Origin of the sequence: Spirochaeta lutea (assembly GCF_000758165.1) — a bacterium.
GTDB lineage: Bacteria > Spirochaetota > Spirochaetia > DSM-27196 > Salinispiraceae > Spirochaeta_D > Spirochaeta_D lutea.
On the sequence record NZ_JNUP01000027.1, the window covers coordinates 1 to 12267 of the forward strand.

Below are 12267 nucleotides of genomic sequence, written 5' to 3' on the forward strand. Positions count from 1 at the left end.
CCGGCCGGATTGTCAGTCCCGGCCGGATTGTCAGTCCCGGCCGGATAGCCAGTCCCGGCCGGATAGCCAGGCCCCTGGGCAGAGGCTCATGCCGAAGGTGTAACCTCTGCTAATCGAGGGACAGGGCCTTGATGTACGCCTGCCAGGTTGTGGCTACCAATTCTTCTACGGAGCTGTGCTTGGCCTCCCATCCCAGGAGGGATTTCGCCCGGGCGCTGGTGGCGTAGAGCTTGGCTGGGTCGCCGGGTCGCCGGGGGACGGTCTTGGCGGGAATCTGCCGCTGGGTAATGCGGCGGGCGGTTTCCAGCATTTCGGTAACTGAAATGCCGGTTTCGCTTCCCAGGTTAACCAGCAGGCTTTCCTGGTGGTTGGTGATGTATTCCAGGGCCTTAACGTGCCCGGATGCCAGGTCGGTGACGTGGACATAGTCCCGGACGCCGGTTCCGTCGGGGGTGTCGTAATCGTTACCGAAGATCTGCAGTTCCTTTCGTAGGCCGGCGGCAACCTCCATAATGACAGGCAGCAGGTTTGCAGGGTTTCGTTCTAGTCCGCTGATACGGCCCTGGCTGTCGTATCCCGCGGCGTTAAAGTAGCGCAGGGCTGCGAACTTGATTCCCTTGAGTTTATCGTACCAGGCCAGAAAGCGCTCGATTTCCAGTTTCGTGAAGCCGTAGTAATTTTCCGGGTTGGCGGGATGGTCTTCATCCAGGGGAAGGTACTGGGGTTCGCCGAAGGTGGCTGCGCTGGAGCTGAAGACTATCCGGGAGATGCCGGTTTCGCACATGGCGTTCAGGATGTTCAGGGTGCCGGTGATGTTTGCTACCGAGTATTTCTCAGGCTTAATCATGCTCTCGCCGGCTGCCTTTAGGGCTGCAAGATGGATGACTGCATCAAAGGGTCCCTGCTCCCTCATGGTTTGAACCAGGTTCTGGTAATGGAGGATGTCTCCGTGGGTAAATCCTGTGTCCGGGGTAAGGTTTTCCCGTAGACCCGAGGAGAGGTTGTCAAAAATGTGAACCTGATGCCCTGCCTCGGTCATGGCCAGCCGGACGTGGCTTCCGATGTACCCTGCTCCTCCGATGATAAGTACCTTCATGGTGTTACTCCTTAGGCTGTTGTCTTGTGTTCCCTGGATGTATTAACTACAATGAGTGAGCTATTTTACCGGGAGAACCTATAGATGTCTTTGCAAAAATTTGATTTTACCGTTTCTAACCTCGGCGCGGCCAAGCTTAAGAGTCCGGTATTGTTGTCCCATGTGTACGGTGACACCATTGCGAACTACGTGGCCGACGATGATCATGTCCTGTATCATATCACACTCGGTGCCGGGGACAAAGATACCAAGCTTCAGGAGTACGGAACCCTTGAAAAGGCGGGCCCCCGGGAAAAGATCTACTTTAATCCTGATCATGTGAGGGCGGCGGTCCTGACCTGCGGCGGGTTGTGTCCCGGACTCAATGATGTGATCCGGTCGATTGTCCGTACACTCTGGCACCGCTACGGGGTGCGTACTATCTACGGGATCCGCTTCGGGTACAACGGATTTTTGGGAGAAATAAAGAATTCTATCATGGAGCTTGATCCGGATGTGGTGGATGACATCCACCGGATCGGCGGTTCGGTGCTGGGCTCTAGCCGGGGCGGCGGAGAACGGACCAGCGATATTGTTGATGCCATTGAGCGGTTGAATCTGAACCAGGTGTACATCATCGGTGGAGACGGAACCCAGAAGGGGGCGTTGAAGATAGCCCGGGAGATTGCCCAGCGGGGGTTGAAGATTTCCGTCATCGGTATTCCCAAAACCATTGATAACGACCTCAGTTTCATTGAGAAGAGCTTCGGGTTTGAAACCGCAGTAGTACGGGCGACCGAGGCGGTATATGCAGCTCACCAGGAAGCTCATTCGGCCATCAACGGGGTGGGTTTGGTTAAGGTCATGGGCCGGGAGAGCGGTTTTATTGCAGCCCATACAGCAATCGCCAGTCATGATGTGAATTTTGTATTGATTCCCGAGGTGCCCTTCGAGTTGGAGGGGCCGAACGGCTTTTTTGAGCACCTGCGCCGCAGACTGGAGAAACGAAACCATGCGGTGGTTCTGGTTTCCGAGGGGGCTGGGCAGAAGCTCATGGATCAGGCGTCCCAGGGCCACGGGACCGATGCCTCGGGGAATAAACGTCTGGGAGACATCGGAATCTACCTGAAAGAACGAATAAGCGAATATTTTAGAAGTATTAATATGCCCATGAACCTTAAATACATTGACCCCTCCTATATAATCCGGAGTTCCGAAGCCATCCCTACGGATTCAATGTACTGTTCACGCCTGGGGTCGAATGCGGTTCATGCGGGTATGACAGGGAAGACAGAGGTTCTGGTGAGTCTGGTGAATAATAACTTCGTCCACCTGCCGATTGAGGTGGCGGTGCGGACCAGGAACACCGTTGATCCCGAGAGCAGCCTGTGGCGGGATGTGATTGATGCCACGGGAATGCCGGTGAAGATGACCAACGAGTAAGGCTTTGGTAGTGCGCAAAAGATTGTAAACTACGCCAGATATAGTGGCACAGCCAGGGAACCAACCCAGGTATGGTGTCGCCAGGGTGAATAGTTACAACCTTTTGCGCACTACATAAGACTTGGGGTCGCCGGCGAACACCGGAGTGAGGTATGAAGGTATTTTTTAATGCCGCGGATCGTTTGGATCTGCGGGAGTTTGGGATAGATATTCCTGCCGGACGGGATAACGCCCTGCGGACCCTGGAGCTGTTGAAGCAGCGCTGGGAAGCCAAGGGTGGTGCCATGCCGCCTGAGTGGTTGTCGGGGAATACCGCAGAACCGCCCTCCATGGATGATATCCTGCGGGTGCATGATCCGGTATACGTGCAGTCCCTGTTCCGGGGCGGTGAGTCCCTGGAGGGAGAGATTATGCGGGCCTTCGAACTGGTCCGCCCCGACGGCAGCTACCACCGGTACCACCCCGGTCCGGAATCCAGGCCGTTAACCGAGCTTTTTTCCATCCTCCTGAGCAGGGGAGGGGGTACCAAGGCGGCGGGTCAATGGGCCTTGGGAATCCATCCTGACCAGAAGGAAGACCGAAAGAGCAACCAGGATCATTTCGGCCCAGAGACGGCGGAAGGTGAACCCCTTCCGACGGAGACTTCGGCCGAGATTAGGGGTGGGCAGACCCCGCCGAACGAGGCGTTCTACTGCGGGGGCGGGTTTCACCATGCCATGTATAGTTTTGGTGAGGGATTTTGTTTGTACAACGATGTCCTGACGGCCATCCGGTCCTTTCAGGACCAGGGTATTATTCGGAATGCCTGGATCATCGATGTGGATGCCCACAAGGGGGATGGAACCGCGGCCCTGACCCAGGACGATCCCACCCTGGCCACCTTGAGCGTCCATATGGCTCATGGCTGGCCCCTGGATATCACAGCCCAGGAGGCTGCGACCCGGCCTGATCGGAGCCCCCTATCGTTTCTACCCAGTACCGTGGACATTGGAATCACTCAAAACGAGGATTGCGACTACTGCATCCGTCTGGCCCAGGGGCTGGATCTGCTGTGGAACAGCCGGGGCGGGACGGTTACCGATGATGCGGGCAGGGCCCGGCCGGTGCCCCATCCGGACCTGGTGTACGTCCTCCTGGGTGCGGATCCCTTCGAGGAGGATGAGTTGCCATCGGCGAAGCTTTTGGCCTTGAGCCGGGACCAGATGTGTAACCGGGACCGGTTGATTCGGGAGTTTTTTGTGAAGCGGGGGGTGCCTGCGGCGTACCTGATGGCTGGAAACTACGGGGAATCGTCCTGGAAGGTGTACAGTGATTTTCTGTCCTGGAGTCTCGGGATGGAGGATGAGTCCGGGACTACCTAGGCATGCCCGGGGGCGATGCTGCACCTGCCCTATCCCTCCAGCCTTGCGAACCATGGCACTTGCAAGTACATGCACATGCACATGCACATGCACAATGAACGGATAAAAATTATAGTGCGCAAAAGGTTGTAACTTTTGGCCTCCGCGACACCATCCCTGAGTTAGCCTTCGGAACGCGCCGCTATATCTGGTGTAGTTTACAACCTTTTGCGCACTATGCAAAAAAAAGAGCCGGCTCTCTAAGCCGGCTTTAGGCACCCGGCCCGCACAGCGGATCATCGGGTGTCACTTGTAACGTACTATCCCGCTCTCTGGGAGCGGTGATAAAACCTTGTCTGCATTCGCCGGATCATCTCCGGCTATTCCTCTTAGGTGGTGCCATATGCGCCCTCCCATTCTACGCAGTTTCAAGGATGCTTCCATGGGAGCTTACGGGCTCCAGGAACCTCGGAATCAATTCTACCTAAATTCTAATACCGGTCTCTGGGGGAGTCAAGGGAAAGATGAAAGGTTTTTGCGCCCTGCCTGAGGTCTTCAATCCGGACTGCAGGGTGATTTGCATGCCCCTGGAAGCCTTCCAACTTCCGACAGGGCACACAAAAAAAGCGGGCCGTTTCGGACCCGCTTTTTTTCTATCTGACTTCCGGTTCATGGCTGGAGGCGGCCCCGGGGTAAAGACTAACCGCCCCCGGGTACCGATGCCTTCTTACCTTAGCCGTGTTTTTTAGCGAAGTCTGCCATGTATTGGGCCAGAGCCTTGGCGCCTTCCAGGGGCATGGCGTTGTACAGAGATGCTCTGAACCCGCCCACGGAACGGTGACCCTTGAGACCTAGCATACCGAGCTCGGCTGTTCCCGCCAGGAATTCCTTATCCAGCTGGGAGTCTGCCAGGGTAAAGACGATGTTCATGTCCGATCGGACAGCGGAATCTACGGGTGATTTGTAAAATCCCCCGGCAGCTTCAATCGCATTGTAAACGACTTGGGCCTTCTCCCGGTTCTTCTTCTCAATCCCGGCCAGGCCGCCCTGGGATTCTATCCAGGTTAGTACCTTGCCCAGGGCGTAGATACTGAACACCGGTGGGGTATTATAGAGACTGTCGCTGTCCGCGTGGGTAGCGTATTTGAGGTAAGCACCCAGGTTTTGGTTGGCTTTGGCAATCAAATCATCCCGCATGATAACCAGGGTTACCCCCGAGGGGCCCAGGTTTTTTTGGGCGCCGGCATAGATCATGCCGAAGTCTTCCACCGGAAGGGGGCGGCTCATGATGTCGGATGACATATCCGCAATGAGGGGTGCCTCGGTTTTCGGGAAGCTTTTCCACTGGATACCCCCGATGGTCTCGTTGGAGGTTATGTGCAGGTATTCAGCTGACGGGGTTGTTTTTACGCTGCTCGGATCGGGCAGGGTGGTGTAGTTGGTATCCTTGCCGTCATACAGCACCTCTACGTCTCCGTAGATCTTTGCATCTGCTATGGCCTTTTTTGCCCAGGCACCGCTGTTGATGAAGTTGCTAGTCTTCCCGGGTCCCAGCAGATTCATGGGGATCATAGAAAACTGCATGGTCGCTCCGCCCTGAATGAACATGACCTTGTAGTTGTCCGGAAGACCCAGCAGGCTCTTAACCTTGCTGATGGCTCCGTTATGAACCTCATCGTATTCTTTGCTTCGGTGACTGGTTTCCACCAGAGACAGCCCCATCCCTTTGTAGTCTACCAGTTCGGCCTGAAGTTCTTCCAATACAGGCAGGGGTAGGGTGGACGGGCCGGCGTAAAAATTAAATTTTCTAGCCACAGGTTCCTCCTATAGAACGTGTTCAAGGTACACGGCAAATATGCTCGTGAGTTCAAAGCTAATGGCAACCACGAAGGCCAGGAGGCCCCTGGTCAGCCACTTGTTTTTGCGTTTATTTATTCTGGCAATGGCGGTTACCTGCTGGGCGAACAGTAGGTAGGTGCCGTTGTCATCGGCCGTAACCTCCAGAAGATACCCGGCGTATTCCTGGGCTGTACTAAATTGGGTGATCCCTCCGAAGAAGGTGGGATTGGGCCCTTTGGGGTGCCGGGGACCGGGAGCTTCCTCCTCCAGAGTATGAAGTTCCAGGCTCTGATTCACAATTTTGGGTCGGATGACCATAAGTAGGCAGAGAATGCTTATCAGAGCAGCTCCGAAGTACAGAAACACGAGTATTACCGATGCCGGATTATACAGGATCTTATCAAAATGAACGATGAAAAACACCATAAAAACCCCCAGGGTGGAGAGCAGGGCGGTAGCCTTGCTGTCGTTACGTTGGAGGATCTGTTGTTCGGTATCTAAGATCCGAAGCAGTACATCAAGCTTTTCTCGAATGGTCTTCATACTCAGGCAACCTAATCAATAATTGTTTACCGATTTGACTCTACCGGGTTAACCGAGGGATTACAAGGGTGCGTCTGCCTTCCCGGTCAAAAAGTTTCAGATACTGCGCAAAAGCCTGTACCTTTTTCAGGCTCCCAGCACCCCCTCCTGCATACCACCCGCAGACCATAACGTTCTTCGGCACCTAGGACCGGAGGTTCATCCCGGCGGTAGGCTTTGATGCGGTAGGGCTCCAGAACTTTATGCTAGGCCCGGTAGATGGTCAGCCGGGTGATCATGGCCTTGGGGGGGATGAGGGGGACTTCGTCCCCCCGGTGGAGCGGTGCCCGGGATTACCGGGCGCCGAGCTTTTCTGCCAGGGCTTGGAGGGCCGGGTGGATTTCTCCGGCGCCGAGCACGGCTTTGGTCAGGACCTTGCCGAGCTGGACTCCTTCTTGGTCGAAGCTGTTGAGGTTCCAGAGAAAGCCCTGGAACATGATCTTATTTTCGAAATGAGCAAGGAGCGCGCCGAGAACCCGGGGGGTTAGTTTGTCTGCGTACAGCAGACTGGAGGGCCGTTCGCCGGGGAAGTGCTTATTGGCGTTATCATCGTCCTTGCCGAGGGCGAAGGCTGCTATTTGGGCCACGAGGTTGGCATTCAGTTTCTGCTGGCTGGTGGAACCTTCGAAGGTTGTATCCATGCCGGTTTGGTTTTTCAGAAAACCGATAAATTGCAGGGGTATAATGTCTGTACCCTGGTGGAGCAGCTGGTAAAAGCTATGCTGACCGTTTGTTCCCGGTTCTCCGAAAATGACCGGTCCTGTGACATAGCTAACAGGCTTGCCGAACCGGTTAACCTGTTTACCGTTGCTTTCCATATCAGCCTGCTGGAGGTGGGCGGGGAACCGGCTTAATGCTTGGCTGTACGGTAGGATGGCGGTACTAGGCAGGTTCATGAAGTTTCGCTCGAATACGCCGATGAGGGCGTCCAGCATGGCGGGGTTATTCTGAAGCGATGGATCCAGGGCTGCGAGATCGGCGCTATGTGCTCCGTCAAGAAGGTCGCGAAAAACCTCCGGTCCATAGGCAAGGCTGAGCACCGCTCCGCCTACCGCGCTGGTGCTGGAGAACCGGCCGCCGATGTAGTCGTCAATGAAGAAGCTGTCCAGGTATTCACTGTTTTTGGCCAGTGGGCTTGTCTCGCTGGTTACGCAGATCATCTGCTTTCTTGGTTGTTGGATTCCAGCTTTTTCGAGAACACCCAGAACCAGGGCCTCGTTGGTCAGGGTTTCCTGGGTGGTTCCGCTTTTAGAAACAAGGATAAAGAGGCTGCTTTGGGGATTGATATTCTGGAGAACCACAGCAGCATCGTCGGGATCGACATTGGAAATGAATCGTGCCTTCATTTTAGGGGTGGCATACCCCTCCAGGGCAAGGTAGAGAGCTCGGGGGCCGAGGTCCGAGCCGCCGATACCGATCTGGACAACGGTGTCAAACCGCGTACCCTCCGGGGTGGTGATGGTGCCGTCGTGCACCTTCTGGGTGAAGGTGGCAATCCGCTGTTGCTGGTTCCGGTAGAATGCTCCCAGATCTTTACCGTCTTCAGTTACCGGACCGGAAACCTCACCCCGGCTGAGGTGGTGCAGAACCTTCCGGTTCTCCCCGGTGTTCATCACCTCCCCTTGGGTAAGGGTCCGGTATTTTTCTGCCAGTTGGGCTTCATCTGCGAGACTCTGCAGTAGTTCCAGGACGTTTTCGTCCACCTTCTTGGCTGCGTAATTGTATGCCAGGTATTCTGTGCCAAGATCCGTTTTTACCTCGTAGCGTTCTACCCGTTTTGCGTCCAACATCGTCTCCAGGCTCCGGGGCTGTTTGCCCGCAGCAGCGAGATCGCGGTAGGATGAAAGGGTATCAAAATTCTTATACTCTAGGGACATTGTTTTCCTCCTTGGTGTAGGTGCGGCATAAGAGTACGGGATATCGGTATTTTTTTCTACGCTTCCCCTGAGAAAAAACCTGGGCTATACTGGCAGGCATGTCTAAAAATATTCGATTTAGAACCATTTTAATGGCTGCCTTTCTGGCATCGGTAATCATTCCGGTGCTGTTTTTTGGGTTGGTGGTCAGAATTCCGGTGAATGAGGGTATTACCCGTATTCTGGATAGCGAACTAGAGCAGATTGCCCGGCTCGCCAAGGGGATGGTTGAAACCTCCTTCGAGATTGGCCAGGGAAGGGTGAATGCCGACCTGAGGCTTGCGAAAGAGCTCTATACCCGGGATGCTGTATTCAATCTTGACCAGGGCAGCCGTAGAACGGCGGCAATTACTAATCAGTCAGGCAATAATATTACCACCCTGCAGATTCCTGCTCTTACCCGGAACGGTCAGGATGTGTACCGGGACACGGTTATTCCCGACCGCTTCAAGGTGCTCTCCGGTTCGGATATGACTGTTTTTACCCTGGTTGATCAGGGGCTGGTTCGAACCTCAACGACGGTAACCCGGGGTAACGGCGAGTTGGCCCTGAATACCTATATTGATTCCAACCAGGAGGTGTACCAGCGCGTGGCCGCCGGCCAAGCGTATTATGGTATCGGCAAGGTGCTGGATACCGAATACCTAACGGTTTACGATCCCCTGACCGGCCCGGGGGGGCAGGTGATTGGTGCGCTCTTTGTCGGTGTACCCCTATCAGCGGTAACAGACCGGTTGGTTCCTAAGCTTCAGGGCATCCGTATCGGCGAGAACGGATACATCTTTGTCCTGAACCGGGATGGCCGGATGGTGGCCTCCCAAAACGGCCGGGAGGACGGTCAGCTGGTGCTGGGGGAAAATGATCTGGACGGAAACCTGGTATATCAAAATCTGGTAGACACGGCCACCACAGAGAATGCCGGGACCCTGATACCCCTGGATTTTCGAAAGAATGATTCCGAGGGTGTGCCCCGGCGGTATGTGGGGCGGGCTGTCTATGATCCTATTCGGCAGTGGGTCATTGCCGCGGTGGCGGAGCAGGCTGAGTTTGCCCAACAGATGGATCAGATCCAACGGGTAACCCTGTTGGTACTCCTGGGATTCGCTGCCGTCGGCGGTGTGCTGGCCTTCGTGATCTCCCGGTTTCTTGCTAAGCCGATTCAACATATCGTTCTTTCCCTCCAGGGCTTGGCTCAGGGGGATTTTTCCCACGATATACCCGATACATCCCGGATTACCGAGATGAAACAGCTAATCCAATCCCTGAACGAGGGGCTCATTCCAAATTTACGGAGTGTTATGGGAGAGGTTCGGGAATCCTCTAAACAGGGCAGAACCTTGGGCAGCAAGGTGGATGATGTGGTGGATACCTCCAGCGCTACCATGGAGGAGCTTCAGGAATTTTTTGCTACCCTTCAGCGGGATATGGAACGGTTAACCGGCGAGGTGAGCACGGTTCAGGCGTCAGCCCGGGCCATTGCCCAGGCTGCGGATGCCCAGGATCACTCTATTACCGAACAGACCACAGCCATCAATCAAACCTCTGCAGCCGTGGAGGAGATGTCAGCTTCCATCTCGAATGTCAACCGGATTGCCAAGGAAAAGGGCAGTGCCAGCCGATCCCTCTCGGAGGCTACCGTCCAGGGAGAACGGACCGTTACCGAAATGAACGGGGTGGTGCAGAACATCAGCCAGGGAATCGGGCAGATTAGCAATGTTATTACCGTGATTAACGATATAGCCGAGCGGACTAATCTCCTGGCCATGAATGCAGCCATCGAGGCAGCCCATGCCGGGGACGCAGGACGGGGATTTGCCGTAGTGGCCCAGGAAATCCGTAAACTGGCGGCCAGTTCTTCGGAGAATGCCCGGATTATCTCGGATTTCCTGCGCAAGACCCTGGATCAGATTCTGGCCATGCAGGAAGCCGGAGATTCAACGACGAAGAGTTTTGGTGAGGTGAGCCAGCAGGTCCAGGTGTTCGTTCAAGCCTTTTCGGAAATTACCTCCAGCACCGATGAGCTCGCGGCCGGTACCCATGAGATTGTATCGAGCATGAACCTGCTGCAAAATCAGGGCCAGTCCATCAAGGATAAGAGCCGGGACGTAGCCGGTCGTTCGGAAAAGATCGTGAGTGCGGTGCAGGATGTCCAGGGTTTCCTTTCTAAGAATGTGGGTCAGCTGGAATATGCGGGTACCAGGGTTGGTCAGGTGGCCCAGGGCCAGCAGACGATTCAGGGGTTGAGTAAGGAAAACATGCGTACCATGGCTCAGCTGGAGAAGAAGGTCGATCTGTTTATCCTTGACCGGGCTGAAAAAAAGAGGTCCTGATGGCTGGCCCTTCCAATCCTTTCCGGTTTGCTCAGCGCCTGGGTGAGGGAAAAAGCGCGGTTACCTACCGGTTTGATCGGACGGGTACGACGGGTAAGACCGGCAAGACAGACACGACGGGTAAGACAGACACGACGGGCACGAGCAATAGCGCCCAGGGAGCTGATCAGGATGTCCCGGATGTTGCCGCTAATATTGGTCGGGTAATGGATGATCTCTTTCCTGAAGCAGGGATGCCGGATTCGGTGTCCGTGAAGGTCTTCAAGGATGATCCGGGGAACTATATAGATTTTGATCGGGCCCTGGCTACGGAGCTGGAGCACTACCGGGTGCTCCGGGAGCTGGGCGTTAGAATCCCCCTGCTGTATGGCTACGACGAAGATGCCTACTTGCTTGTGAAGGAGTATGTGGCGGGGGATTCTGTTGGAGATCTTGTAGCCCAGGACCGGGTGGACGAGGATCTTTGGCTGAAGATTATTGCCTTGGCTGGGCGGCTGCGTCGTGGGGGAAAGAATATTGATTATTTTCCTTCAAATTTCCTGGTGTCCGGCAGTGACCTGGTGTATGTGGATTATGAGATCCATGACTACCAGGAGGAGTGGAGTTTTCATGAATGGGGAATATTCTACTGGCTGAATGCTCGGGGCTTCGGTGAATTTTTACGAACCGGGGACGGGAATGCCATTAATAAGCCGGGAACCTATAAGCCCTACGACGGCCCTGAGCTGCGGGCGCGGCGGGATGCCCTGTTGCGCCGGGGTTACTGAGACCGAATCCCGTCGGCAGTGCCAACCTGGGTCCGGTTAGTATCGGTTTGATAGTGCGCAAAAGAATGTAAAAACCACCGGATATAGCGGCTCAATTCAAAGGACACACTAGGGGTAGGGTCGTCAGGGTCGAAAGTTACAACCTTTTGCGCACTAACGGAGGGCTCCCTTGGTTCGCCCTCGAAGAAAGCCTTCTAATGCCCCGCGGATGCTGGGGAAGGCAATCCGGTCCAGATCCAGTCGGCCGGGTTCTTCAAGAATCCAGCCGGATATCTCGCTTTCCTGGATTGCCCTGGGAGGATGGGGTAGTTCTCCGGTAAAAATGAGATCACAGGTGGGGTAGCGGACGCCCCGGTACTCGTAGAGGTTCGGGGCGGAGGAGAAGTACCGAAGGTTCCTGGCTTCTAATCCGATTTCTTCCATGATTTCCCGTTGCAGGGCTTCCTCGGCGCTTTCTCCCGGATCGATGAATCCTCCGGGCAGGTCGAGTTTTCCCAAGGCTGGCTGCTTTCCCCGTACCAACAGGAGGATGTTTCCGTGGTGGGTGAGTATGGCCCCGCAGGCTGCGGCGTTGTTCTGGTAAAAAACAAAGGTGCAGCTGGGGCAGTTGTAGCGGTTGGGTGCTTGGTAGGATAGCTCCGGTGCGCCGCAGTTTGGGCAGCAGCGGAAATTCTGGTGTGTGGTGAAATCCGGGGTGTTCATTGCCTTTCATCATGGGGGATTCTGGGAAAAAGGTCGAGTGCTTGGCCAGGGCCTTGGGGTTGTACCGGGGGTACCGGTCGATGCTCCAGAGGCCCCGGCACCAGGTGTGCCCCACCGCGTCTGTCCCGGGAACTCAGCCCCGGCCCATACCAAGGCCAGGTGAATGTGAACCAGACCACATCCACCTCGGGAGCTTAGTCCTGGTGCCAGCGCCGGAGTCTGGGCAAGGACGCCTTGACGGGTTCCTAAAACTACCATAGCGGTTTCGGCCCT

Annotated in this window: 9 protein-coding genes; 4 read left to right on the plus strand and 5 right to left on the minus strand. The window is 55.4% G+C overall.

The features are described from left to right. Positions 1–109: 109 nt before the first annotated feature. The gene (galE, locus tag DC28_RS03330; protein ID WP_037545922.1) at positions 110–1096 is read right to left on the minus strand and encodes a UDP-glucose 4-epimerase GalE; all 987 of its coding nucleotides are present in this window, start codon (positions 1094–1096) and stop codon (positions 110–112) included. Positions 1097–1180: 84 nt separating this feature from the next. On the opposite strand from galE, the gene DC28_RS03335 reads away from it, so the two are divergent. Both DC28_RS03335 and DC28_RS03340 read left to right on the plus strand, forming a co-directional pair. Beyond that, positions 1181–2518 (plus strand): ATP-dependent 6-phosphofructokinase, encoded by a 1338-nt coding sequence (locus DC28_RS03335; RefSeq protein WP_037545925.1) that lies wholly within the window; start codon positions 1181–1183, stop codon positions 2516–2518. Positions 2519–2670: 152 nt separating this feature from the next. Beyond that, positions 2671–3879: an arginase family protein gene (locus DC28_RS03340; RefSeq protein ID WP_052078401.1), complete on the plus strand. Its 1209-nt coding sequence runs from the start codon at positions 2671–2673 to the stop codon at positions 3877–3879. A gap of 711 nt (positions 3880–4590) precedes the next feature. Here the strand turns inward: DC28_RS03340 and serC are convergent. From serC to DC28_RS03355, 3 genes are all read right to left on the minus strand, one after another. Then, positions 4591–5673, minus strand: a complete 1083-nt coding sequence (gene serC / locus DC28_RS03345) for a 3-phosphoserine/phosphohydroxythreonine transaminase (protein ID WP_037545926.1) — start codon at positions 5671–5673, stop codon at positions 4591–4593. 9 nt (positions 5674–5682) lie between these two features. After that, a complete protein-coding gene (locus tag DC28_RS03350; RefSeq protein WP_037545931.1) occupies positions 5683–6240 on the minus strand; it encodes a Pycsar system effector family protein in 558 nt (185 codons plus the stop codon). Between the two features lie 332 nt (positions 6241–6572). After that, positions 6573–8156, minus strand: a complete 1584-nt coding sequence (locus DC28_RS03355; protein WP_037545933.1) for a glucose-6-phosphate isomerase — start codon at positions 8154–8156, stop codon at positions 6573–6575. Between the two features lie 98 nt (positions 8157–8254). On the opposite strand from DC28_RS03355, the gene DC28_RS03360 reads away from it, so the two are divergent. Continuing rightward, entirely contained in the window at positions 8255–10525 is a 2271-nt protein-coding gene (locus DC28_RS03360; protein WP_037545936.1) for a methyl-accepting chemotaxis protein, read from the plus strand. Then, positions 10525–11292: a BUD32 family EKC/KEOPS complex subunit gene (locus DC28_RS15155; RefSeq protein ID WP_052078402.1), complete on the plus strand. Its 768-nt coding sequence runs from the start codon at positions 10525–10527 to the stop codon at positions 11290–11292. The genes DC28_RS03360 and DC28_RS15155 overlap by 1 nt, the downstream gene beginning before the upstream one ends. A 153-nt stretch (positions 11293–11445) precedes the next feature. Here the strand turns inward: DC28_RS15155 and DC28_RS03370 are convergent, their stop codons facing one another. Then, positions 11446–11994 (minus strand): NUDIX hydrolase, encoded by a 549-nt coding sequence (locus DC28_RS03370; protein WP_037545939.1) that lies wholly within the window; start codon positions 11992–11994, stop codon positions 11446–11448. Positions 11995–12267 lie beyond the last annotated feature (273 nt).